The organism is Streptomyces davaonensis JCM 4913, assembly GCF_000349325.1.
GTDB classification, from domain to species: Bacteria; Actinomycetota; Actinomycetes; order Streptomycetales; family Streptomycetaceae; genus Streptomyces; species Streptomyces davaonensis.
The window spans coordinates 2,403,488-2,426,608 of sequence record NC_020504.1; the positions used below are offsets into that span (position 1 = coordinate 2,403,488).

Sequence of the window (23,121 nt, forward strand, 5' to 3'; positions counted from 1 at the left end):
GAGCCAATCGACTTCCGGCCAACCGGGAATGCGGAAGAAAATCTTCGAAATCCATGCGATCTACAACATGCCTGGTGGGGCCCCTATTGTAGTGCGCAATAATTCGCCGAACCGGAGCATAAAACCGGTCGGTCGACCTCTAATGAAATGCCCTCAAGTGGACATTGAGTCGAGTTCGAGGGGGGCACCATACACTCGACCACAATACGAGGCGTCCGAATTACAAAACCCCCCGGAAAACCAACGGTTAACGGGGAGGGAAGCGGTCAGCTGCCGCACTATGCACCCTGTGTATACACGCCATGTATAGTCTCGGCATGCCTTCTCTGACCAAGAAGATGACCAAAACGGGGGCCGCGTTGCTCGCCGCCATGACCTTGTCCGCCACCCTGGCGCTGACCGGGTGCACGCGCCTGGAGACCAGTTCGCCTGCCGACGCCCGCGCCGACGCCAAGGCCGACGTCCAGGCCCGGGCGGGGACCGTCGACTGCCGGGAGGCCAAGTGCATAGCGCTGACCTTCGACGCCGGGCCCAGCGAGAACTCGCCGCGACTGCTGGACATACTCAAGGAGGAGCAGGTCCCGGCGACCTTCTTCCTCCTCGGCAAGCGGCACATCGAGAAGTACCCGGAGCTCGTGAAGCGGATGGCCGACGAGGGCCACGAGATCGCCAGCCACACCTGGGACCACAAGATCCTCACCGATCTGGACCGGGAGGAGATACGCGAGGAACTGGAGCGCCCGAACAAGGAGATAGAGCGTCTGACCGGGCGCCGACCGACCCTGATGCGTCCGCCGCAGGGCCGCACCGACGACACCGTGCACGAGATCTGCCGGGAGCTGGGCCTCTCCGAGATCCTGTGGAGCGTGACGGCGAAGGACTACAAGACCAATGACTCGGCGCTGATCAAGAAGCGCGTCCTCGACCAGTCGGACCGGGACGGGATCATCCTGCTGCACGACATCTACAAAGGCACGGTGCCCGCGGTGCCCGGGATCATCGACGCGCTGAAGAAGCAGGGGTATGTGTTCGTGACCGTGCCGCAGTTGCTCGCGCCGGGGAAGGCCGAGCCCGGCAAGGTCTACCGCTGAGGCCGTGGTGAGCCCGGGTCACCAGGTCAGGCGGAGGCGGTACGGGGAGCGGTGGATCATCGTCGGCCGCATCACGACCGGGTCGTCCTCCGCCAGCCTGAGGCCCGGCAGTCTCCGGGTCAGCTCCTCCAGGGTGATCCTCAGCTGCTCGCGGGCGAGTTTGGAGCCGGGGCAGCCGTGCGCACCGAGCCCGAAGGCGAGGTGACGGCCCGGGGCACGGGTGATGTCGAAGGCGTCGGGCCGCGGATGGCGCTCGGGGTCCCGGTTGGCGCCGCCGAACGCGACGAACAGCGCTGCCCCGGCCGGGAGTTCGGTCCCGGCCAGGGTGACCGGGCGGGTGGTGACCCGGCGGAAGCCCTGAAGGGCGCTGTCGTACCGGGCGGCCTCCTCCACCGCCGCCGGGATGCGCTCGGGCTCGGCGCACAGCAGCGCCCACTGGTCCGGGTGGCGCAGCAGGTGGAGCACGGTCGTGCCGAGCAGGGCGGTGGTCGTCAGATGCCCGGCGAGCAGCAGGTTCTGGAGGTGCGCGACGAGTTCGTGGCGCTCTTCCAGGGTCAGCTCGGCCGCGCCGGGCGGCAGGACGGAGGCGACGAGTTCGCTGCACAGGTCCTCGCGCGGCTCGGCGTGCCGCCGCTGTGCGTACCGGTCCAGGAGCTGCTGCATGGCGACCACGTCCTCGGCCGCGGCGACCTGCTCGGCCTCCTTCAAGGGCCGGAACAGCAGCTCCTCGGCCCGGTGTCCGCCGTGCACGACGGCGGGCACGTCCGCCGGGTCGATGCCGACGATCCGGCCGATCACCTCACCGGGGAGCCGGTGGGCGTAGGCGGACATGAACTCCACCGAGCCGTCCGCGGCGAAGGAGTCGACCAGCGCCGCGGCCCGCTCGGCGGCGTACGGCAGCACCGCGGTGACCCGCGCCGGGGACAGGCCGCGCACGATCGGGGTGCGCAGCCGCTGGTGCAGCGCCCCGTCGGCGGTGACGACGACGGGGCGGCCGCCGAATCCGCGGCCGAGCACGGCGAGCGCGGCGGGCGAGGGCAGCACGTCCGGCCGTAGCGCGTTCGCCGAGGAGAAGTCCTCGGGGCGGCGCAGCACTTCGCGTACGTCGGTGTCCCGGGCGACCATCCAGGCGTCGAGTTCGGCGACATGGGTCAGGCCGCCGGTGTGCCGGGCGCGCTCGTAGTGCGGGTAGGGGTCGCGCAGCAACTCGTCCAGTCTTCCGTGCGGTTGACGGTCCACGAGACGCCCTCCGGGCCGGTGGCGGCGGTCGGGCTCATCGTGCCGTACGGGTGTGCGGGTGGGTAGGCGGCGATTCGGCCGCACGCGTCAGAACACCAGCGACCAGCCTTCCCTGCCCGCCTGTTCGGCGGTGTAGGAGACGCCGTGCGCCTTCAGGCCCTCGGGGTCGAAGAGGTTGATCTCCCCTCCCCTGTTGCCGAGTCCGGCGTCCTCGCCGAGGGCGACCAGGAGGCTCGCGCCCGCGGCCAGCGGGCCGGACGGCACGGGAACGCGCTTTCCCTGGCGGCTGCCGACGGTCCAGCCGGTCAGGTCGACGGGGTCGGGCGAGGCGTTGATGAGAGTGACGGTCTCCGCCTCCGGCGCCGGGCCGCGCGGGTTGACCAGCGCGGCGACGATCCGGACCGGCCGGGTGCCCGGCTCGGGACGGCTGCCGTCGACCGCGTCGAGGGCGTGCCCGGTGAGGTCGTCGGTGTGCCAGGACTGGCTCTGGAAGGCGAGGAAGATCCCCACCCAGCGCTCCTGCGCGGGGAAGTGCAGCAGGATGCCGCCGTCCTGCCAGACACCGTCGTCACCGCGGAAGCGCCGGCTGTTGCCCTGGTTCATGTGGACGTCGTGGACGCCGTTGCCGGGCTGGAAGCCGAACACCTTGTCCCGTACGCCGTCTTCGGGACCCCAGCGCTCACCGAAGACGTACAGCCGGGCCTCCGGGTCGTCCACCGCGCGCCGTACATAGTGGTCGAGGAGGTCGGCGAGGTCGTTGTCGGGCCCGGAGAGGTCCGGCGGCAGCTTGCGCATCCCGGCCGGGTCGAAGAGATTGCCGCGGACGAAGTCCAGATTGGCCCCACCGGATCCGGAGGGCAGCGTGTTCCAGCCGCCCGGCAGCCCGGCGAGCCGGGCGGTGACCGGGTGGCGGAAGTCGTCGGCGACGAAGTACAGCAGCTCCGAGGGCTGTTGCTGGGACAGGACGTTCACCGCGGCGCGGTAGTCGGTACCGTGACCGTCCGTCAGATGGATCTGGTAGTGCGGAGTGTCGGAGGCGCCTTCGCGCCGGGTGTCGACGGCGCGTGCGATCAGTACGCCGTAGGACCTCAGTGGCATGTCGATCAACTCCCCCTGTGGACGGGCGGACTGCCCGGCCGATGAGGGAAGGGTAGGGCGGGCGGCCGGCCGTGAACCGGGGTTCACACCGGTCCACGTCACCTGTACGCCTTCCCGTCGACGGGGTGTTGGTCCATGTGTGTGAGCCGTATACGAGAAGGCCGTTGAGCTGGCCGGATTCCTTAGGATCGGGCGGTGGTCAACTTTCAGCTCGAACGCACGGTGCCGCTCCGCCTCGACGAGACCTGGCGCCGCCTCACGGACTGGCCCCGCCATGGGCGGGTGGTTCCGCTGACCCGGGTCACCGTCGTCACACCGGGGCCCAACCGGGAGGGCACGGTCTTCGTGGCGCGTTCGGGCGTGGGCCCGCTCGCCTTCGACGACCGGATGGAGGTCACCGTGTGGCGTCCGCCGACCGAGGACGCGCCCGGTCTGTGCCGGCTGGAGAAGCGGGGCCGGGTGGTGCTGGGCTGGGCGGAGATCGAGGTGCGCCCCGGCCCCGGCGGACGGGCCCGGGTGCTGTGGCGCGAGGAGTTGCGGGTACGGCTGCTGCCGGGACTGTTCGACGGGCCGCTGCGGACAGCCTCGCGGTATGTGTTCGGGCGGGCGGTGAACAGCCTGCTGCGGATGCCGTGAGGGGCGCCTGACAGACTGGACCGCGTGATCCCGAAGCACGTCGTGGAGCCGGAAGTCGACGAGGTCGAGCAGCTCGCCGCGGACGCCCTGCGCTGGTTGACGGCGCAGGCACGCCCAGCCGGGGACGGCGGCCTCGGCTGGCCGGTACGGCCCTCCGAAGCGGCGACCGAGGCGATGTTCTACAACGGCACCGCCGGGATCGTCCCCGCGTTGTTGGAGGCCTGGCGCCACTTCGGTGACGACACCTACGCGGACACCGCGCTGCGGGCCGCCCGCGGTCTCGCCGCCGCTGTCGAGGAGACGGAGGACAGCTCCCTGTACTTCGGCCTGACCGGCATGGCGATCGCCCTGCGCGCCGTCCACGACGACCTCGACGACTCCGCCTCCGGTGCCGCCGCGGACCGGGCGATGGCGCTGGTGCGCTCCCGGTTCGACGGGACGCGCTGGGGCGAGCTGTTCGAGCTGATGGGCGGCAACGCCGGAATCGGCCTCGGTGCGCTGGCGCTCGGGGACCTGGAGTTCGCCGTACGGGCGGTGGAGCCTTATTCGGAGGCGGCGGAACAGACGGCAGCCGGGGTGCAGTGGGCTCATCGGCCCGGGGCGACCGGGCGGATGCACCACGTCTCGCACGGCACCCTCGGAATCGTGCCCGCTCTGGCCGCCATCGGGGTCGCCGCCGATCGCGCGGACCTCACCGAACTGGCGCTGGCGGGCGCCGCGGACGTCGCCTCCCGCGACGAGGCGGGGCCCGACGGCTTCCTGGTCCCCCACTCCGACCCGCGGCACGCGCCCGAGCACACCGCCCGTCACAACTACGGCTGGTGCCACGGCCCGGCCGGTGACGCCCAGGTCTTCCGGCTGCTGCGGGACACCCTGGGCGACCCCGCCTGGTCGGCGTTGGCCGACCGCTGCTGGCACACCGTCGTCGACTCCGGGCTGCCCGCGCGGCTGAGCCCCGGGTTCTGGGACAACAACGGCCGCTGCTGCGGCACCGCGGGCGTGCTGGCGCTGGCCTGCGACCGGATCGCCGAGCAGGACGACGCCCCGGACTTCGCCGGGGTCCTGGTAGCGGACCTCGCCGCTCGGGCCACCCGGGACGCGGCCGGGGTCCGCTGGTCGAACGAGGAGTACCGGAACGCGCCGAGCACGCTGGAGGCGGAGACCGGCTGGGCGATGGGCAACGCGGGCATCGCGCGTGAACTGCTGCGCTGGGTACGGCTGAACCGGGGCGGCGCTCCGGACTACGCGTTCGCGTGGCCGGACCAGCCCGCGGTGCGGCGGGCCGGGACAGGCCCTGGGGTTCAGGCCACCGAGCCGATCCGGCCGGCCGGTGCCGAGGCCGCCTCGTGATGGATCGGCGTGTGGGCGCCGGTCAGTGAGACCCCGCTGCCGCCGCGCCGGTTCGCCACGATCTCGGAGGCGATGGACAGGGCCGTCTCCTCGGGCGTACGGGCGCCGAGGTCGAGGCCGATCGGCGAGCGCAGCCGGGCGAGTTCCAGCTCGGTGACGCCGACCTCGCGCAGCCGTTCGTTGCGGTCGAGGTGGGTGCGGCGCGAGCCCATCGCGCCGACGTAGGCGACGGGGAGCCGCAGGGCCAGCCGCAGCAGGGGTACGTCGAACTTGGCGTCGTGGGTGAGCACGCACAGGACCGTACGGGCGTCGACCTCGGTTCGCTCCAGGTACTGGTGCGGCCACTCGACGACGATCTCGTCGGCCTCGGGGAAGCGGGCCCGGGTGGCGAACACGGGCCGGGCGTCGCACACCGTGACGCGGTAGCCGAGGAACTTGCCCATCCGCACGAGTGCCGACGCGAAGTCGATCGCGCCGAAGACGATCATCCGGGGCGGCGGCACGGACGACTCGACCAGAACCGTGAGCGGTGCTCCGCAACGCGAGCCCTGCTCTCCGATCTCCAGGGTGCCGGTCCGGCCCGCGTCCAGGAAGGCGCCCGCCTCGGCGGCGACCGTACGGTCCAGCTCCGGATGAGCCCCGAAGCCACCGTCGTACGACTCCCCGTCCGGGCGGACCACCAGGGTCCGGCCCATCAGCTCGGCCGGGCCCGAGACGATGCGCGCCACCGCCGCCGCCTCACCTCGGGCGGCGGCGGCCAGCGCGGTCGTGATCACCGGGCGGGCCGGATCGGCGGCCCGTACCGGGGTGACCAGGATGTCGATGATGCCGCCGCAGGTCAGTCCGACCGCGAAGGCGTCCTCGTCGCTGTAGCCGAACCGCTCCAGTACGGTTTCGCCGTCCTGGAGGGCCTGTTGGCACAGGTCGTAGACGGCGCCCTCCACACAGCCGCCGGAGACCGAGCCGATCGCCGTGCCGTCGGTGTCCACCGCGAGCGCGGCGCCGGGCTGGCGGGGTGCGCTGCCGCCGACCGCGACCACGGTCGCCACGGCGAAGTCACGCCCCTGCTCGACCCACCGGTGCAGCTCTTCGGCGATGTCCAGCATCTCTCGATCTCCTTAGGGCAGTTGTGGAGGGCGGGCGGCTAGTGAACGCCGAGCCAGCTCTCGATGGGGTTGAGGGCGAAGAACACCACGAAGATCACCGTCAGGGCCCACATGAAGGCCCCGATCTCGCGGATCTTGCCCTGCGCGGTCTTGATGGCCACGTACGAGATGACGCCGGCGGCCACACCCGCGGTGATGGAGTAGGTGAACGGCATGATCACGACGGTCAGGAAGACCGGGATCGCGGTGGCGCGGTCGCCCCAGTCCACGTGCCGGGCGTTCATCATCATCATGGCGCCGATGACCACCAGGGCCGCGGCCGCGACCTCGCCGGGCACGATCGCCGTGAGCGGGGTGAAGAAGAGACAGGCCGCGAAGAACAGTCCGGTGACGACCGAGGACAGGCCCGTGCGAGCGCCCTCGCCGACGCCGGTGGCCGACTCGACGAAGACCGTCTGGCCCGAGGCCCCGGAGACTCCGCCGATCGCACCGCCCGCGCCGTCGATGAACAGCGCCTTGGACAGGCCCGGCATCCGGCCCTTGTCGTCGGCGAGCTTGGCCTCGGTGCCGACGCCGATGATGGTGGCCATCGCGTCGAAGAACCCGGCGAGCACCAGCGTGAACACGATCATGCCGACGGTCATCGCGCCGACCTCGCCCCAGCCGCCGAACTCGACGTCACCGAAGATCGAGAAGTCGGGCATGGAGACCGCGCTGCCGTGCAGTTCGGGAGCACCGGCCGCCCACTGCTTGGGGTCGATGGCGTCGAAGGCGTTGAGGACGACGGCCAGTACGGTGCCGCCGACGATGCCGATCAGGATCGCGCCGGGGACGCCGCGGGCCTGGAGCATGAAGATGGCCAGCAGGGTCACGGCGAACAACAGCACCGGCCAGCCGGCCAGTTCGCCCGCCGGGCCGAGGGTGAGCGGGGTCGACTCGCCCTGGTGGACGAAGCCGGCCTTGGAGAAGCCGATCAGGGCGACGAACAGGCCGATGCCCATGGTGATCGCGTGCTTCAGCGCGAGCGGAATCGCGTTCATGATCATCTCTCGCAGGCCGGTGACGACCAGCAGCATGATGACCACGCCGTACATCACGCACATGCCCATCGCCTGGGGCCAGGTCATCTGCGGGGCGACCTGGGAGGCGAGCACGCCGGAGACGGAGAGGCCGGCGGCGAGGGCGAGCGGCACCTTGCCGAAGAAGCCCATCAGCAGCGTGGTGAAGGCCGCCGCGAACGCGGTCGCGGTGATCAGCGCCTTCTGTGCGAGGGTGTCCCCCGCCGCGTCCTTGCCGGACAGGATCAGGGGGTTGAGCAGGAGGATGTACGCCATCGCCATGAAGGTCGTGACGCCGCCGCGCACCTCGCGCGCGACCGTGGATTGTCTCTTGGATATGTGAAAGTACCGGTCGAGCCAAGACCGTCCGGCCGGGACGAGGGTGCCTTCACCCGCGTCGTCGGCAACGGTCTTCGGCTCCAGTGACTGCTGGGTCATGTGGGCCTACTCCCAAGGTTCACAGGGGCACCCGTATCGGGAACCGCAGGCGCGGCTACGGGATTTGGGAAGGTGCTTCGGCCGCACGACCCGGGGGACGGCCCGAGACGAACGAACTGGATCCTCCGGACGGCGCGGCGAAGTGTGACGTTCCCGGCGCCGCCCGGAGAGACTTGCGTGGACGTGCTACGCCGTACCCGTGAGGTGTTCGGGCCGTACCGGCGTCCTGTTCAGCTCCAGGCCCGTCGCGTTGCGGATCGCCGCAAGCACGGCCGGAGTCGAGGACAGGGTGGGGGCTTCGCCGATGCCACGGAGCCCGTACGGCGCGTGGTCGTCGGCGAGTTCGAGCACGTCGACCGGGATGATCGGCGTGTCGAGAATCGTGGGGAGGAGATAGTCCGTGAAGGAGGGGTTCCGCACCTTCGCGGTCTTCGGGTCGACGATGATCTCCTCCATCACCGCGATGCCCATGCCCTGGAGGGTGCCGCCCTGGATCTGACCGAGGACGGACAGCGGGTTGAGCGCCTTGCCGACGTCCTGGGCGCAGGCCAGCTCGATGACCTTGACCAGGCCGAGCTCGGTGTCCACCTCGACCACCGCGCGGTGCGCGGCGAAGGAGTACTGGACGTGGCCGTTGCCCTGGCCGGTGCGCAGGTCGAAGGCCTCGGTCGGACGGTGCCGCCACTCGGCCTCGACCTCGACGACCTCGCCCTCCAGCACGTCGACCAGGTCACCGAGGACCTCGCCGCCGTCGGTCACGACCTTGCCGCCCTCCAGGAGCAGCTCGGCGGTGGCCCAGGCGGGGTGGTAGGAGCCGAACTTGCGGCGCCCGATCTCCAGGACCTTCTCGCGGACCAGCTCGCAGGAGTTCTTGACGGCGCCGCCGGTGACGTACGTCTGACGCGACGCGGACGTCGAACCGGCGCTGCCCACCTGCGTGTCGGCCGGGTGGATGGTCACCTGGGTGACGCCCAGCTCGGTGCGGGCGATCTGCGCGTGGACGGTGACGCCGCCCTGGCCGACCTCCGCCATGGCGGTGTGCACGGTGGCGACGGGCTCACCGGCGATGACCTCCATGCGCACCTTGGCGGTGGAGTAGTCGTCGAAGCCCTCGGAGAAGCCGACGTTCTTGATGCCGACGGCGTAGCCGACGCCGCGGACGACGCCTTCGCCGTGCGTGGTGTTGGACAGACCACCGGGCAGCTGCCGTACGTCCGAGCCCTCGCTGGACTCCCACTGGCGCTCCGGCGGCAGCGGCATCGCCTTGACGCGGCGCAGCAGTTCGGCGACCGGGGCCGGGGAGTCGACCGGCTGCCCGGTCGGCATGATCGTGCCCTGTTCCATGGCGTTGAGCTGCCGGAACTCCACCCGGTCCATGCCCACCGCGTCGGCGAGCTTGTCCATCTGCGCCTCGTAGGCGAAGCACGCCTGGACCGCGCCGAAGCCGCGCATGGCGCCGCAGGGCGGGTTGTTGGTGTAGAGGGCGATGGCCTCGATGTCGACGTCGTCGATGACGTACGGGCCGACGCTCAGCGAGGAGGCGTTGCCGACGACGGCCGGGGAGGCGGAGGCGTAGGCGCCGCCGTCCAGGACGATCCGGCACTTCATGTGGGTGAGCTTGCCGTCGCGCGTGGCGCCGTGCTCGTAGTAGAGCTTGGCGGGGTGGCGGTGGACGTGCCCGAAGAAGGACTCGAAGCGGTTGTAGACGATCTTGACCGGCTTGCCGGTGCGCAGCGCCAGCAGACAGGCGTGGATCTGCATCGAGATGTCCTCGCGGCCGCCGAAGGCACCGCCGACACCGGCCAGCGTCATCCGGACCTTGCTCTCGGGCAGGCCGAGGACGGGGGCGATCTGCTTGAGGTCGCTGTGCAACCACTGGGTGGCGATGTAGAGGTGGACGCCGCCGTCCTCCTCGGGCACCGCGAGGCCGGACTCGGGGCCGAGGAAGGCCTGGTCCTGCATGCCGAAGGTGTACTCACCCTTGACGACGAAGTCGGCCTTCTTGGCGGCCTCTTCGGCGTTGCCGCGGACGATCGGCTGGCGGTGCACGATGTTGGGGTGCGGGACGTGGCCGATGTGGTGGTCGTCGCGGCCCTCGTGGACGAGGATCGCGTCGGGGGCGGTCGCGGAGGCCTCGTCGGTGATGACGGGCAGCTCGCGGTACTCGACCTTGATCTTGGCGGCCGCGCGACGGGCGGTCTCCGGGTGGTCGGCGGCGACGATCGCGACCGGCTCGCCGTGGTGGCGTACCTTGCCGTGCGCGAGGACCGGGGTGTCCTGGATCTCCAGGCCGTAGTTCTTCATCGCGGCCGGCAGGTCGTCGTACGTCATGACGGCGTAGACGCCGGCGGTCTTCAGCGCCTCGCTCGTGTCGATGGACACGATCTCGGCGTGGGCGACGGTGGAGCGCAGGATCTGGCCCCAGAGCATGTCCTCGTGCCACATGTCGGAGGAGTACGCGAACTCTCCGGTGACCTTGAGGGTGCCGTCCGGGCGGAGCGTGGACTCGCCGATGCCGCCCTTGGTCTGGGAACCCTGGGTGATCTTCGTAGGAGCGCCGTTGGTGGGCATGCTGCTCAGACCGCCTCTCCCTGCCGGGCGGCCGCGAGGCGGACCGCGTCCATGATCTTCTCGTAGCCCGTGCAGCGGCACAGGTTGCCCGAGAGCGCCTCGCGGATGTCCGCGTCGCTCGGGTTGGGGTTGCGCTCCAGCATCTCGTCGGCGGCGACCAGCAGCCCCGGGGTGCAGAAGCCGCACTGGACGGCGCCGGCGTCGATGAACGCCTGCTGGATCGGGGAGAGTTCGGCGCCCTCACCGGTCTGCGAGTCCTGGCCCTTGGCGGCCCACTGCTGAGCCTCCTGGACGGACGTACCGCAGGCGCCGGAGGCGCAACCGCCGTGCTCCGCACGCTGCTTGGCGAAGTCGGCGAGCCCCTCGACGGTGACGACCTCGCGGCCCTCGACCTGACCGGCGGCGACGAGACACGCGCACACGGGCACGCCGTCGAGGCGCACGGTGCACGACCCGCACTCGCCCTGCTCGCAGGCGTTCTTCGAGCCCGGCAGGCCGAGCCGCTCGCGCAGCACGTAGAGCAGGGACTCGCCCTCCCAGACGTCGTCGGCTTCCTGCGGACGTCCGTTGACAGTGAAGTTGACACGCATCAGGCGACTCCCTCCGTGTGAGCGGCGGTGCCGCGGTAGGACTCCCAGGTCCAGGTGAGCGTGCGGCGGGCCATGACGCCGACCGCGTGGCGGCGGTAGCCGGCGGTGCCGCGGACGTCGTCGATCGGGCTGCAAGCGGCGGCGCAGAGGTCCGCGAACTGCTTGGCGACCGACGGGGTGATGATCTTGCCGTTGTCCCAGAAGCCGCCCTCTTCGAGCGCCGCGTTCAGGAATTCCTCGGCGGCCTTGGCCCGTACGGGGGTGGGCGCGGCCGAGCCGATGCCGGTCCGGACGGTCCGCGTGCGGGGGTGCAGCGCGAGCCCGAAGGCGCACACCGCGATCACCATGGCGTTGCGGGTGCCCACCTTCGAGTACTGCTGGGGCCCGTCCGCCTTCTTGATGTGCACGGCGCGGATCAGCTCGTCGGGCGCCAGCGCGTTGCGCTTCACGCCGGTGTAGAACTCGTCGATCGGGATACGGCGGCTGCCGCGCACCGACTCGACCTCGACCTCGGCGCCCGCCGCCAGCAGGGCGGGGTGGGCGTCGCCGGCCGGGGAGGCGGTGCCGAGGTTGCCGCCGACGCCGCCGCGGTTGCGGATCTGCGGGGAGGCGACCGTGTGCGAGGCGAGGGCGAGGCCCGGCAGCTCGGCGCGGAGGTTCTCCATGATGCTCGTGTAGGGCACGGAGGCGCCGAGCCGCACGCTCCCCTCGCCGACCTCCCACTCGTAGAGGTCGCCGATGCGGTTGAGGTCCAGGAGGTACTCGGGCCGGCGGTGGTCGAAGTTGATCTCGACCATCACATCGGTGCCACCCGCAATCGGCACAGCTGTGGGGTGCTCGGCCTTTGCGGCGAGCGCCTCCTCCCAGCTGGCGGGGCGAAGGAAGTCCATGACCGGCTCTCTTCTTCGTCTCGTGAGTCGTGCAGATTGAGCCAATCCGTGTGCGGCGGGCCCGGCTCGTTCATGTGCTGTTAACGCGGAGTGAGGCCAGTACACAGCGCTGTGCTCCGCCGGGGTCAGTCACGGAAACCATGAAGGAGTTGGCTGGCCAGGCTGGTCATCTTGTAGATTCGTATGAACGGAGGGCATCAGTAACCTCCTGGTTTTCCTGTGGAAACGTGAGACGCACACCACGTGACCTGGGACACAGCCGAAACGCGAGCCACGGGACGGCGAGCGGCGCTCACCGGCCCGCCGGACGAGCCCCGGACCTCACCCATACCTAGATCCATCGTAGATTTCGAGACAAGGAACGGCGGCGACGAAATGCGGCTGCGCGCACTGCTGGACACGGACGCGCTGGGCCTCAAGCTGCTCGGCGGCGAAGAGGAACTGGACCGCACCGTCCGTGGCGTGATGACCACGGACCTGCGGGACCCCAGCCGCTATCTGGCGGGCGGCGAGCTGGTGCTCACGGGCCTCGCCTGGCGCCGCGACTCCGCGGACTCCGAGCCGTTCGTCCGGATCCTGGCGCAGGCCGGGGTGGCCGCCCTGGCCGCGGGCGAGGCCGAGCTGGGCGATGTCCCCGAGGACCTGGTCGCGGCCTGCGCCCAGCACCGGCTGCCGCTGTTCGCGGTGCACGAGTCGGTGGCCTTCGCGTCGATCACCGAGCATGTCGTCCGGCAGGTCTCCGGCGAGCGCGCCGGTGACCTCGCGGCGGTCGTGGACCGGCACCGCCGCATGATGACCTCGGGCCCGGCGGGCGGCGGCCCGGACGTCGTCCTGGACCTCCTCGGCTCCGACCTGGACCTGCGGGCCTGGGTGCTCTCCCCCACCGGACGGCTGATCGCGGGCTCGAAGGTGGGCGGCCCGGCCCTCCCCGCCGACCTGTGCGCCAAGCTCGCCGCCGAGCACCTGGCCGCCGCCCGCACGGGCCGGCGCGGACCGCACCGGATGACGCTCGGCTCGACGGTGTACTCCCTGTTCCCCATCCGCAGCACCGGCCGCTCCCCGCAGGCCGCGCGGGACGTGCGCGAGACGGTGCTGTCGGACTGGCTGCTGGCGGTGGAGGCGGACGCCGGGGACTGGCCCGACGAGCGGCTCGACCTGCTCCAGGGCGTCACCCAGCTGATCGCGGTCGAGCGGGACCGCCGGGACGCGGCCCGCACGGTGCGCCGCCGGCTCGCCCAGGAGGTGCTGGAGCTGGTCCAGACGGGCGCCGCGCCCGCCGAGATCGCCGCCCGTCTCCGGGTCGCCGCGCCGGTACTCCTGCCGGGGCTGGGCGCGGCCCCGCACTGGCAGGTCGTGGTGGCCCGGGTGGAGTGGGACGGCGGTGCGGTGGAGGGCGGTCCGGTGGCGCAGTCGCTGCTGGAGGAGATCCTCGTCGACCCACTGACCACCGGACCGGAGCCCTCGGACCGGATCGCCGTGGCGCACACCGGCGACGAGGCGATCGCGCTGGTCCCGCTGCCCGCGGTCTCCGCCGAGCACGACGGCTCGGAGGAGGGCATCCTCGCGGATCTGCTGCTGGAGTCGGTGCGGGACCCGCTCTCGGCCGGTCTCGACGACGACGGCCGGGTCACCCTCGGCGTCAGCGCGGCCGTCCACTCGGCGGAGGGGCTGCGCGGGGCGCTGGAGGAGGCGCGGCACGCCCGCAGGGTGGCGGCGGCGCGGCCCGGGCGGGTGTGCGCGGCGGGGCACCAGGAGCTTGCCTCGCACGTCCTGCTGCTGCCGTTCGTCCCCGACGACGTGCGGCGCGCGTTCACCGCGCGGCTGCTGGACCCGCTGCGGGACTACGACCGGCGTCACCGCGCCGAGTTGATCCCGACCCTGGAGGCGTTCCTGGACTGCGACGGCTCCTGGACGCGCTGCGCGACCCGGCTCCACCTCCACGTCAACACACTGCGCTACCGGGTGGGGAGAATCGAGCAGTTGACGAGCCGGGACCTGTCCCGCCTTGAGGACAAGCTGGATTTCTTCCTGGCGTTGCGGATGAGTTGAACCGAGGCCATCCTGGAGGGCCACGAGGTTAGTGGCTGTCCCATGACTTTGTGAAATCCTTCACCTACCCCCTTGGCCAGCATGGTCCACAGATGCTGGAATGCGCCCACCACCAAAGCTCAATGGCGTGCTCGGGGAGGGCAACGTGGCGCATACCGCCATGTCTGGTTACGGAACGACCGCCGGTGACGATCCACTCCAGACCGCGGTATGGCGGCTGCGCTCACGCGCGTGCTGGGCCGACGCGGCGGCGCTGCTACGTCCGGACACCCCGGCGGCCTCCCTCCAGCGGGCCTCGCTGCTGGTGGAACGGTGTCTGTACACCGAGCAGGGCTGGGAGGACGCGGAGGACGCGCTGCGTACGGCGGAGGCCGTGGCGCACAGCGACGAGGAGCGGGGCGCGGCCGCTTGTGAACGAGGGCAACTTGCTTATGCGGCCACGCTGCACACGGTGCGGGACCGGGCCGACGAGGCGCGGGCGGCGCTGGGGCGGGCGGCGGCGTTGATCCCTCCGGGGGCGCCGGGGCGGGCGTTGCTCGACTACCGGCGGGGGCTGCTGGCGGAGAACCTGTCGCGTTCCCCGCAGGCGGCGCGGGCGGCGTACCGCCGGGCGCACGCGGCGGCGACGGCCCACGCGGACCCGCTGCTGCTGTCCTTCACCTGGCGCCACCTGGCCGGACTGGCCCTGCGCGACGGCGAGTTGGCGGAGGCCCGGCACGGCTTCGCCGAATCCCTCCGGATCCGCGAGGAGTTGGGCTACCTGGTCGGCACGGCCCCGGCGCTGGCCTCTTTGGCGGACACCGAACCGGAACCGGAGGCATCCCGCCTCCGCGAGGAGGCCCGCCGCCTGTTCCGCCTCCTGGGCGGCGTACCGACGTGGCTGGCCCGCCACTTGGCGACGCAGGGACCACCGGCTACGGGGGCGGCTACGGCGTAACTCCGCTACGCCCCGGCGAAGTGCTCCCCCACCAGGGCCCGCACCACATCCAGGTCCCGGGCGATCAGCGCCTCCAAAAGGGCCGTGTGTTCGGCCGCGTCGGCGATCAGGTCGGCGCGGGCCCGGGTCGGTGGGGTGACGGACAGGGGCCATTGGGAGCGGCGGTGCAAGTCCTCGGCTATGTGGACCAGTTGTTCGTTGCCCGCCAGGGACAGGACCGCCGAGTGGAAGGCTCGGTCCGACTCCGCGTACGTCGCGCGGCAGCCGGCCGCGGCGGCCCGTACCGTCGCCTCGGCGAGGGGGCGCAGGTCCGCCCAGCGGTCGGGCGGGATCGTGCGGGCCAGGCGGAGCATGACCGGGACCTCTATCAGGGCCCGTATCTCGGCCAGTTCCGCCAACTCGCGTGCGCCGCGCTTGACCACGCGGAAGCCCCGGTTCGGTACGACCTCCACGGCGCCTTCGAGGGCCAGTTGCTGCATGGCCTCGCGGACCGGGGTGGCGGAGACGCCGAAGCGGTCGCCCAGGGCGGGGGCCGAGTAGACCTCGCCGGGCGTCAACTCCCCGGCCACCAGCGCGGTGCGCAGTGCGTCGAGGATCTGGCCGCGTACCGAGGACCGCTGCACGGCCGGCCGAGGGCGCGGGATCGGCGCCTCGCTGTGGGTGTGCTCGCCGCGGACCCGGTCCCCCTCCGCGGCGCCGGGCTGCACCGGCACCCGCGCCGCGCCCCTGACCTGGGCCATCCCCGCGATCTCGGCGGCCCGCACCTCGGCGGAGCCCTGCGCACCCTGGTTCACGGGCTCCTCCTGGGGACGTTTCGGTACTTGGGGTCATTACGGCGGGTTGTTACTCGTCCGTCAAGCACCATAAGCGCACCGGCCGTCAGTTCAAATCCAGGCGATCTTGGGTAAGGTAAGGCTTACCTCAAAACCGCATCGACTCAGGAGTCCCGGATGCCTGTGCCCCGTTCGGCCACCACGGACGCGTACATACGGCTCACCGAGGTCCTCCCATCACTCGGGGTCACCGAGCTCGGCCCCTCGGACCCCATGCCCACCGGCTCCGGCTGGGTCTCCGCCGCCGACCTCGCCGCCGCCGAGGCCCCCCTCGACGCCTTCCTGGCCTGGGACGACGCCCAGATCCTGCGCGACTACGACCAGCGGGCCCGCCCGGACGTCACCGCCACCTTCGGCCTGCACCGCTACGCCTGGCCCGCCTGTCTGCTGATCACCGTCCCCTGGTTCCTGCACCGCCGCGTCCCGCGCCTGCCCGTGACACATGTCTCCTACGACCGCACCGCCCCCGGCCTCGCCATCGGCCGGCTCGCCGTCCGCCCGACCGCCGGCTTCGCCTGCCTGCCCGGCGACCCGGCGGCGCACCTGCCCGGCGCCCGGGTGGTCCCCGACGAGGAGGCCCTGCGCACCGAGGTCCGTGCGGCCGTCGCCGAACACCTCGAACCCGTCCTCGCCGGATTCGGCCCCCGGATGCGCCGCCGCGGCCGCGCCCTGTGGGGCATGGCGACCGACGAGATCGTCGAGAGCCTGTGGTACGTCGCCCATCTGCTGGGCGAGGAGGAGCGCGCGACGCGCGAACTGGAACTGCTGCTGCCCGGCTCGACCAAGCCGTACGCCGGTTCCGCCGCGTTCCGTGTCCTGACCGGCCCGAACGGTGAGTCGCTGCCCACCCGGGACCGGGTGAGCTGCTGCATGTTCTACACCCTGCGCCCCGAGGACACCTGCGCCACCTGCCCGCGCACCTGCGACGCCGAACGCGTCACCAAGCTTCTGGCGACGGCGAGTTGAGCAACGCGCGCGGTCACGAGCACCCCGCGCGCTCCCCTAGGATCGACTCCCCGGGTCCGCCCGCAGGGTTACAGGGGTTTCACAACTTCCTCACTCGTCGCGGGAACTTTCCGTGGAACCACCCGTACGGGTAGTCTTATTCGAACTCAACTCCCGCCCCTCACGCGGCAGTTCGAGCAGAACGCCGCCCTGGGCATCCCCTTGCACCTCCTTGGCGGCCTCTTGCCCCGAAACCCCCTGAGGGCCGGATGGATTGGGCCACTATGGCGGGCGTTACGCCCTATCCCAATGCAAGGGACCCCAGATGAGACTTACCGACATATCGCTGAACTGGCTGCTTCCGGGCGCCGTACTGCTCCTGGGCACGCTGGCGGCGGTGGCGGTGCTCGCGCGCGGAAAGCGCTCCTCGGGGAAGGACACGAGTGCCGACGACTCGTGGGAGCGCAGCGAAGAACGCCGCAGGCGCAAGGAGGCCATCTATGGGACCGCCTCCTATGTGCTCCTGTTCTGCTGTGCCGCGGTGGCCGCGGCACTCTCCTTCCACGGACTGGTCGGATTCGGCGAGCAGAACCTCGGCCTCACCAACGGCTGGCAGTACCTGGTCCCCTTCGGCCTGGACGGGGCCGCGATGTTCTGCTCCGTGCTCGCCGTGCGTGAGGCGAGCCACGGTGACGCGGCGCTCGGCTCCCGGATACTCGTGTGGACGTTCGCGTTCGCCGCGGCCTGGTTCAACTGGGTGCACGCGCCCAGGGGGATCGGCCACGACGGCGCCCCGCACTTCTTCGCCGGCATGTCCATGTCCGCGGCGGTGCTCTTCGACCGGGCTCTGAAGCAGACCCGCCGGGCCGCGCTGCGGGAGCAGGGCCTGGTCCCGAGGCCGCTGCCGCAGATCCGCATCGTCCGCTGGCTGCGGGCGCCCCGGGAGACGTACAAGGCCTGGTCCCTGATGCTCCTGGAGAACGTGCGCAGCCTGGACGAGGCGGTCGAGGAGGTGCGCGAGGAGAAGCTGAAGAAGGACGAGCAGCGGATGCGGCGCCGCGAGGCGCATCGCGTGGAGCGCGCCCAGCTGCGGGCGATCAGCCGCGGTCACCGCGGTTTCGTCGGCCGCGGCGGCGGCCGCCAGGTCGAGATGCAGGCGGTGGAGCGGGGCTCCGATCGGGTCACCGCGGAGCCTGCCATATCGACGCCGGAGCAGCTGCCCGTACGTACGCGTCCCTCACTTCAGCCCGTACGCAAAGGTTCTGACCCGGTGACCGTCGATCTCACCGCGGAGGACGACACCATGGCCCTGCCGCGGCTGGACTCCCTGGAGCGCAAGCTCAAGGACCTGGAGCAGCAGTTCGGCTGAAAACCGCTCTCTCGAAGTGGGTCACGGGAGGGGAGTACGGCAGGCGCCGTACTCCCCTCCCGTCGTCATGCGGCCTCCGCGCCCAGCTCGAACCACACGGCCTTGCCCACCCCGTGCGGCCGCACCCCCCACGCGTCAGCGAGGGACTGGACCAGCACCAGGCCCCGGCCGTGCGTACCGTCGTCGGCGGTCGGTACGCGCAGCCGGGGCCTGCGGGCCACGAAGTCCCGTACCTCCACCCGTAGCCCACGTGGTCCCACGGTGGCGGTCAGGACCGCGTCGCGGTCGGTGTGGACGAGTGCGTTGGTGACGAGTTCACTGGTCAACAGCTCGGCTATCTCGGATCGCCCGGGCCTGCCCCAGTCGTGCAACAGCTCCCTGAGCTCCTTGCGCGCAGCGGGTACCGCCCTGAGGTCGGCGCGCCCGAGCCTGCGCCTGAGCCCGCAGGTCGACGCCGCTTCCGCGCCCCCGTCCGCCGTGTCCTCCGTGTCCGCCGAGAAGGCCCCGATCGCGATGGGACCGCCCCCTCGTGCCTGCCTCTTCATGACCCCCGCCCGCGTGCCGATGTTCGTTCCCCTCCTCGAACACGTTCACGGGATCCATGCCCGCTCGGACACGGGGCAGTCATGTCGAATCGTCAACTACCAGGCGTTCGGCCACGAAGGGGTCGCGAGCGGATGAACGGCCGGGCACACGACTGCGGAAGCGGAGGTTCCGCGTGCGGTTGTGTGCGGGATTCACGCTGGTGGGCACGGGGACGGCGAACCCGGCGCGAACGGCACACCGCCGGCGGGTGAAGCGCGGGTCCGGGGGCCGACCAGGGTGCATCGGCCGAACTGCGCAGCCACGTCTGCCGATCCGGCCGTATCCGACCGCCGAGGGGAATACGCGGGGCCGCCCTCCCGCCCCCGTGGCGAGAGGGCGGCCCTGGTGCCCCCGGCGGTGCTGCGGTCAGTAGAGCTTGTTGACCGCCGTCTTGGTGGTCTTCTTGAAGGCGGACACCGGAGCGTCCGAGAAGTCGCCCATCTGCGACCAGTCCACGACCGTCACGGTCCTGCCGTCCCGGCCGACGGAGAGCAGCCGGATGTCGGTGGCACCCCAGGAGGTCTCGGTGGCCAGACCGTGCACGCGAGCGCCCTCCTCGACGGACAGCGAGCCGTACGACTTGTACTTGGCCTCGACCTCCGGGTCGGCGGCCTCGATCCGCCCCGCGCAGGACTTGACGTGCTTGTTGAGGCTGCTCGCGAGGGCCTTGGCCTTGGCGGAGGTACCCACGACGACGGTCAGCTGCCGGGCGCTGGCGTCCAGGTCGGTGCGGAACGGGCGGTACCGGGAGTCATAGGCGAGCAACGCCTCCTCCAGACAGAACCGCATCTCGACCGGCACACCGTCCTTGACCCTTCCGGCGGTCCACGCGGAAGACGGGTGCGGCGGGAGTTCGGAGGCCGCCAGGAAGCGGGGCGCGCTCGCCGCCTTCGGTGCTGCGGCGCCGGCCGGTACGGTGAGGGCCGCGCCGACGGTGAGGCCGGCGAGGGCGAATACGGTGACCGCGCCTGCTCGGGTGCGCTTGGGCATGGGTGTCCCCCGTGGGTAAGTGTGGATGCGGGTCGTCGTCACCGCGCCGCCGGCTGGTCGGTCCTGCGGTCGTCGGTGCGACACCAAGAGCATCAGCGGTCACAGGACCCGGAGGCAACAGGGGATGCCGCTTCCGTGGCGGTGGAACCATCCCAGGCCGTCTGACGTGCAGGTATATGGGGTGCCTGGGATGCCGTCCCGGGCGGGAGCACACGGGGGAAGGGTGTCGGCACAGGACGAGGTAGCCGAGTTCGCGGCACTGCTGCGGCAGTTCAAGGAGCGGACCGATCGCAGTTACGGCTCGCTGGCCCGCCGGCTGGGCATGAACACCTCCACGCTGCACCGCTATTGCGCCGGGGACGCGGTCCCCCAGGACTTCGCCCCGGTGGAACGCTTCGCCGCGCTGTGCGGGGCGACGCCGGAGGAGCGCATGGAGCTCCACCGACGGTGGCTGTCGGCGGTGGCGGCTCGGCAGCGGCCTCGGGGGGCGAGCGTGGGGGCGGAGGAGACCGAGACGGAGGGCGCTGGGGCCAAGCCGGAAGCCGAAGCCGCCGTCGAGGCCGGACCCGCCGGCGAAGCCGAAGCCACCGTCGGCGCCAGCCCCGCTCTCGACCTCGACCCCGAACCCGAGCCCGAGCCCGAAGTCGACGACGCGACGCCCGATCCGGCCCGCACCCCACCGCGCCCCCGTCCCTGGTACCGCCGCCGAAGGATCACCGTCGCCGCGGCCGTGGGCTCCGTACTGCTCGCCACCCTGGGCACGCTCACCGCCCTGGACACCGACCGGGGCGAGCGAGGCGGCGGGAAGGGCGGGGCCGCGGCGCCCCGGACGTCCGCGCCCGGCGCGACGAAGAGCCCCTCCCCCACCACCTCCGCGTCGCCCTCCGCCACCGATCCGGCGCCCTCGAAGAGCGGTTCGGCGAAGCCCTCCTCGCCCACCACCGAGCCGAGCACCGGCGCGCCGGGCTCGAAGGGCGCGAACGTCGGCGGGCTGCCGCTCACCTGGACCGCCGATTCGCATGTGTGGGCGCAGGGGTGCGGCCACGACTACGTCGTCGACCGGCCTCCGGCGAAGGTGCCGCCGCCTCCGCCCCCGCAGGACGCCCGGACCTGGGCGGGGTCGCAGGGCGCGGTGCACGGGCGGGAGACGATGGTGCGGATCTCGGTGCAGGGGAAGTCGTCCACGGCCGTCGTACTGGAGGCGCTGCGGGTCCGGGTGGTCGGCCGCGCGGCGCCCGCCGAGGGCAACTCCTATGTCATGGACCAGGGTTGCGGCGGGGCGGTGACCCCGCGCTCGTTCGATGTGGACCTGGACAAGGACCGCCCGATCGCCCACCCGGTCGACGGCAACGACTCCGGCACCACCATCCCGGCGATGCGCCTGCCCTACCGGGTCTCCGCCGAGGACCCGGAGGTCCTGCTGGTCACGGCCCGCACCAAGGGCTGCGAGTGCAGCTGGTACCTCGAACTGGACTGGTCCTCCCAGGGCCGCACCGGAACGATCCGCATCGACGACGAGGGCCGCCCCTTCCGCACCACAGGGATCGAGGGCCTGCCCCGGTACATGTACGACACCCTGAATCGCGAGTGGGGGCCGTACAGCTAGGGACGGGGCACGTTGCGGAGGTTGGAGCGGGCCATCTGGAGCATGCGCCCCACTCCGCCGTCGAGGACGATCTTCGAGGCGGACAGGGCGAAGCCGGTGACCATCTCGGCGCTGATCCTCGGTGGGATGGACAGGGCGTTGGGGTCGGTCACGATGTCGACGAGGGCCGGCCCCTTGTGCCGGAAGGCGTCCTTGAGGGCGCCGGCCAGCTGCTTGGGCTTCTCCACGCGGACGCCGAAGGCACCGCAGGCGCGGGCCACGGCCGCGAAGTCGGGGTTCTTGTTGGTGGTGCCGTACGAGGGCAGTCCCGCGACCAGCATCTCCAACTCCACCATGCTGAGCGAGGAGTTGTTGAACAGGACGACCTTCACCGGCAGGTCGTGCTGCACCAGCGTGAGGAAGTCGCCCATCAGCATGGCGAATCCGCCGTCGCCGGACATCGACACGACCTGGCGGCGGCGGTCGGTGAACTGGGCGCCGATCGCCATGGGCAGCGCGTTCGCCATCGAGCCGTGGGAGAAGGAACCGATCACCCGGCGGCGGCCGTTGGGAGTGATGTAGCGGGCGGCCCAGACATTGCACATCCCGGTGTCGACCGTGAACACCGCGTCGTCGTCGGCGAGTTCGTCCAGCACCGAGGCGACGTACTCGGGGTGGATCGGGACGTGCTTCTCGACCTTCCTGGTGTACGCCTTGACGACCCCCTCCAGCGCGTCGGCGTGCTTCTTCAGCATCTTGTCGAGGAAGCGCCGGTTCTCCTTGCTCCGCACCCGCGGGATGAGACAGCGCAGCGTCTCGCGGACGTCGCCCCACACCGCGAGGTCCAGCTTGGAACGGCGGCCGAGGTGTTCGGGCCGGACGTCGACCTGCGCGATCTTCACGTCATCGGGCAGGAAGGCGTTGTACGGGAAGTCCGTGCCGAGCAGGATCAGCAGATCGCATTCATGGGTGGCCTCGTAGGCGGCGCCGTAGCCGAGGAGGCCGCTCATGCCGACGTCATAGGGGTTGTCGTACTGGATGTGCTCCTTGCCCCGCAGCGCGTGTCCCACCGGGGACTTGATCTTCTCGGCGAACTCCATGACCTCCGCGTGCGCGCCCGCGGTGCCGCTGCCGCAGAAGAGGGTGACCTTGTCGGCCGCGTCGATCATCCGCACGAGCTGGTCGATCTCGGTGTCGCCGGGGCGGACCGTGGGCCGGGTGGTGACCAGGGCGGTCTCGACGGGCTTGGCGGGGGCGGGCCGGTCGGCGATGTCACCGGGGAGGGCGACCACGCTGACGCCGGAGCGGCCGACGGCGTGCTGGATGGCGGTCTGGAGCAGCCGCGGCATCTGCTGCGGGCTGGAGATCAGCTCGCTGTAGTGGCTGCACTCGGCGAACAGTCGGTCCGGGTGGGTCTCCTGGAAGTAGCCGAGGCCGATCTCGCCGGAGGGGATGTGCGAAGCGAGGGCGAGGACCGGGGCCATGGAGCGGTGGGCGTCGTAGAGGCCGTTGATGAGGTGGAGGTTGCCGGGGCCGCAGGAGCCCGCGCAGGCCGTGAGCTTCCCGGTGATCTGCGCCTCCGCGCCGGCCGCGAAGGCGGCGGTCTCCTCGTGGCGGACGTGCACCCACTCGATGCCGGAGCTGCGGCGTACGGCGTCCACGACGGGGTTGAGGCTGTCGCCGACGACGCCGTAGAGGCGCTCGACCCCGGCGCGGACGAGGATGTCGACGAACTGTTCCGCGACGTTCTGCTTGGCCATG

General features: G+C 71.4%; 19 protein-coding genes. 8 read left to right on the forward strand and 11 right to left on the reverse strand.

All coding sequences use genetic code 11. The features are described from left to right. Positions 1-317 precede the first annotated feature (317 nt). A complete protein-coding gene (locus tag BN159_RS10415; RefSeq protein ID WP_041819056.1) occupies positions 318-1,091 on the forward strand; it encodes a polysaccharide deacetylase family protein in 774 nt (257 codons plus the stop codon). Between the two features lie 18 nt (positions 1,092-1,109). On the opposite strand, the gene BN159_RS10420 is transcribed toward BN159_RS10415, so the two are convergent. Both BN159_RS10420 and BN159_RS10425 read right to left on the reverse strand, forming a co-directional pair. Further along, a complete protein-coding gene (locus tag BN159_RS10420) occupies positions 1,110-2,330 on the reverse strand; it encodes a cytochrome P450 (protein ID WP_015656918.1) in 1,221 nt (406 codons plus the stop codon). An 87-nt stretch (positions 2,331-2,417) separates the two neighbouring features. Continuing rightward, positions 2,418-3,428 carry a DUF2278 family protein gene (locus BN159_RS10425; protein ID WP_015656919.1) on the reverse strand — a complete coding sequence of 337 codons (1,011 nt, stop codon included), beginning with the start codon at positions 3,426-3,428 and terminating at the stop codon, positions 2,418-2,420. Positions 3,429-3,623: 195 nt separating this feature from the next. On the opposite strand from BN159_RS10425, the gene BN159_RS10430 reads away from it, so the two are divergent. Both BN159_RS10430 and BN159_RS10435 read left to right on the forward strand, forming a co-directional pair. Further along, entirely contained in the window at positions 3,624-4,064 is a 441-nt protein-coding gene (locus tag BN159_RS10430; RefSeq protein ID WP_015656920.1) for an SRPBCC family protein, read from the forward strand. A 24-nt stretch (positions 4,065-4,088) separates the two neighbouring features. Further along, positions 4,089-5,414, forward strand: coding sequence for a lanthionine synthetase LanC family protein (locus BN159_RS10435; RefSeq protein ID WP_015656921.1), 1,326 nt, complete (start codon positions 4,089-4,091; stop codon positions 5,412-5,414). Here BN159_RS10435 and BN159_RS10440 read toward each other — a convergent pair. The 5 genes from BN159_RS10440 to BN159_RS10460 form a co-directional block, all read right to left on the reverse strand. Further along, the gene (locus BN159_RS10440) at positions 5,366-6,520 is read right to left on the reverse strand and encodes an XdhC family protein (RefSeq protein WP_015656922.1); all 1,155 of its coding nucleotides are present in this window, start codon (positions 6,518-6,520) and stop codon (positions 5,366-5,368) included. The two genes, BN159_RS10435 and BN159_RS10440, sit on opposite strands and share 49 nt — an antisense overlap. Positions 6,521-6,558: 38 nt before the next feature. Next, positions 6,559-8,016 carry an NCS2 family permease gene (locus BN159_RS10445; RefSeq protein WP_015656923.1) on the reverse strand — a complete coding sequence of 486 codons (1,458 nt, stop codon included), beginning with the start codon at positions 8,014-8,016 and terminating at the stop codon, positions 6,559-6,561. 186 nt (positions 8,017-8,202) lie between these two features. Continuing rightward, complete coding sequence (locus tag BN159_RS10450; protein WP_015656924.1) at positions 8,203-10,587, reverse strand: xanthine dehydrogenase family protein molybdopterin-binding subunit; 2,385 nt, start codon at positions 10,585-10,587, stop codon at positions 8,203-8,205. A 5-nt stretch (positions 10,588-10,592) separates the two neighbouring features. Then, positions 10,593-11,177 carry a (2Fe-2S)-binding protein gene (locus BN159_RS10455; protein ID WP_015656925.1) on the reverse strand — a complete coding sequence of 195 codons (585 nt, stop codon included), beginning with the start codon at positions 11,175-11,177 and terminating at the stop codon, positions 10,593-10,595. Continuing rightward, complete coding sequence (locus BN159_RS10460) at positions 11,177-12,067, reverse strand: FAD binding domain-containing protein (protein ID WP_015656926.1); 891 nt, start codon at positions 12,065-12,067, stop codon at positions 11,177-11,179. The genes BN159_RS10455 and BN159_RS10460 overlap by 1 nt, the downstream gene beginning before the upstream one ends. 375 nt (positions 12,068-12,442) lie before the next feature. On the opposite strand from BN159_RS10460, the gene BN159_RS10465 reads away from it, so the two are divergent. Both BN159_RS10465 and BN159_RS10470 read left to right on the forward strand, forming a co-directional pair. Beyond that, on the forward strand, positions 12,443-14,116 hold the full coding sequence (locus tag BN159_RS10465; RefSeq protein WP_015656927.1) for a PucR family transcriptional regulator: 1,674 nt from the start codon (positions 12,443-12,445) through the stop codon (positions 14,114-14,116). A 160-nt stretch (positions 14,117-14,276) separates the two neighbouring features. After that, complete coding sequence (locus tag BN159_RS10470) at positions 14,277-15,053, forward strand: hypothetical protein (protein WP_041821155.1); 777 nt, start codon at positions 14,277-14,279, stop codon at positions 15,051-15,053. 5 nt (positions 15,054-15,058) lie between these two features. Here the strand turns inward: BN159_RS10470 and BN159_RS10475 are convergent, their stop codons facing one another. Beyond that, positions 15,059-15,847: a GntR family transcriptional regulator gene (locus BN159_RS10475; protein ID WP_015656929.1), complete on the reverse strand. Its 789-nt coding sequence runs from the start codon at positions 15,845-15,847 to the stop codon at positions 15,059-15,061. A gap of 156 nt (positions 15,848-16,003) precedes the next feature. On the opposite strand from BN159_RS10475, the gene BN159_RS10480 reads away from it, so the two are divergent. Together BN159_RS10480 and BN159_RS10485 are read left to right on the forward strand one after the other, a co-directional pair. Next, positions 16,004-16,852: a (2Fe-2S)-binding protein gene (locus BN159_RS10480; RefSeq protein WP_015656930.1), complete on the forward strand. Its 849-nt coding sequence runs from the start codon at positions 16,004-16,006 to the stop codon at positions 16,850-16,852. Positions 16,853-17,156: 304 nt separating this feature from the next. Next, the gene (locus tag BN159_RS10485) at positions 17,157-18,200 is read left to right on the forward strand and encodes a DUF2637 domain-containing protein (protein WP_015656931.1); all 1,044 of its coding nucleotides are present in this window, start codon (positions 17,157-17,159) and stop codon (positions 18,198-18,200) included. Between the two features lie 65 nt (positions 18,201-18,265). Here the strand turns inward: BN159_RS10485 and BN159_RS10490 are convergent, their stop codons facing one another. Both BN159_RS10490 and BN159_RS10495 read right to left on the reverse strand, forming a co-directional pair. After that, the gene (locus BN159_RS10490; protein ID WP_015656932.1) at positions 18,266-18,745 is read right to left on the reverse strand and encodes an ATP-binding protein; all 480 of its coding nucleotides are present in this window, start codon (positions 18,743-18,745) and stop codon (positions 18,266-18,268) included. Between the two features lie 406 nt (positions 18,746-19,151). Continuing rightward, on the reverse strand, positions 19,152-19,775 hold the full coding sequence (locus tag BN159_RS10495) for a hypothetical protein (protein ID WP_015656933.1): 624 nt from the start codon (positions 19,773-19,775) through the stop codon (positions 19,152-19,154). Between the two features lie 223 nt (positions 19,776-19,998). Between BN159_RS10495 and BN159_RS10500 the strand changes: the two genes are divergently transcribed. Then, positions 19,999-21,381 (forward strand): helix-turn-helix domain-containing protein, encoded by a 1,383-nt coding sequence (locus tag BN159_RS10500; RefSeq protein WP_041819059.1) that lies wholly within the window; start codon positions 19,999-20,001, stop codon positions 21,379-21,381. Here the strand turns inward: BN159_RS10500 and BN159_RS10505 are convergent. Then, a complete protein-coding gene (locus BN159_RS10505) occupies positions 21,378-23,120 on the reverse strand; it encodes a pyruvate dehydrogenase (RefSeq protein ID WP_015656935.1) in 1,743 nt (580 codons plus the stop codon). The genes BN159_RS10500 and BN159_RS10505 overlap by 4 nt on opposite strands. Position 23,121: the final 1 nt, after the last annotated feature.

Excerpts from the sequence above, each read along its gene's own strand:
- BN159_RS10415 (WP_041819056.1), top strand. The coding sequence starts at position 318 with ATGCCTTCTCTGACCAAGAAGATGACCAAAACGGGGGCCGCGTTGCTC.
- BN159_RS10425 (WP_015656919.1), bottom strand. The coding sequence starts at position 3,428 with ATGCCACTGAGGTCCTACGGCGTACTGATCGCACGCGCCGTCGACACC.
- BN159_RS10440 (WP_015656922.1), bottom strand. The coding sequence starts at position 6,520 with ATGCTGGACATCGCCGAAGAGCTGCACCGGTGGGTCGAGCAGGGGCGT.
- BN159_RS10445 (WP_015656923.1), bottom strand. The coding sequence starts at position 8,016 with ATGACCCAGCAGTCACTGGAGCCGAAGACCGTTGCCGACGACGCGGGT.
- BN159_RS10450 (WP_015656924.1), bottom strand. The coding sequence starts at position 10,587 with ATGCCCACCAACGGCGCTCCTACGAAGATCACCCAGGGTTCCCAGACC.
- BN159_RS10455 (WP_015656925.1), bottom strand. The coding sequence starts at position 11,177 with ATGCGTGTCAACTTCACTGTCAACGGACGTCCGCAGGAAGCCGACGAC.
- BN159_RS10460 (WP_015656926.1), bottom strand. The coding sequence starts at position 12,067 with ATGGACTTCCTTCGCCCCGCCAGCTGGGAGGAGGCGCTCGCCGCAAAG.
- BN159_RS10465 (WP_015656927.1), top strand. The coding sequence starts at position 12,443 with ATGCGGCTGCGCGCACTGCTGGACACGGACGCGCTGGGCCTCAAGCTG.
- BN159_RS10470 (WP_041821155.1), top strand. The coding sequence starts at position 14,277 with ATGTCTGGTTACGGAACGACCGCCGGTGACGATCCACTCCAGACCGCG.
- BN159_RS10480 (WP_015656930.1), top strand. The coding sequence starts at position 16,004 with ATGCCTGTGCCCCGTTCGGCCACCACGGACGCGTACATACGGCTCACC.
- BN159_RS10485 (WP_015656931.1), top strand. The coding sequence starts at position 17,157 with ATGAGACTTACCGACATATCGCTGAACTGGCTGCTTCCGGGCGCCGTA.
- BN159_RS10490 (WP_015656932.1), bottom strand. The coding sequence starts at position 18,745 with ATGAAGAGGCAGGCACGAGGGGGCGGTCCCATCGCGATCGGGGCCTTC.
- BN159_RS10495 (WP_015656933.1), bottom strand. The coding sequence starts at position 19,775 with ATGCCCAAGCGCACCCGAGCAGGCGCGGTCACCGTATTCGCCCTCGCC.
- BN159_RS10505 (WP_015656935.1), bottom strand. The coding sequence starts at position 23,120 with ATGGCCAAGCAGAACGTCGCGGAACAGTTCGTCGACATCCTCGTCCGC.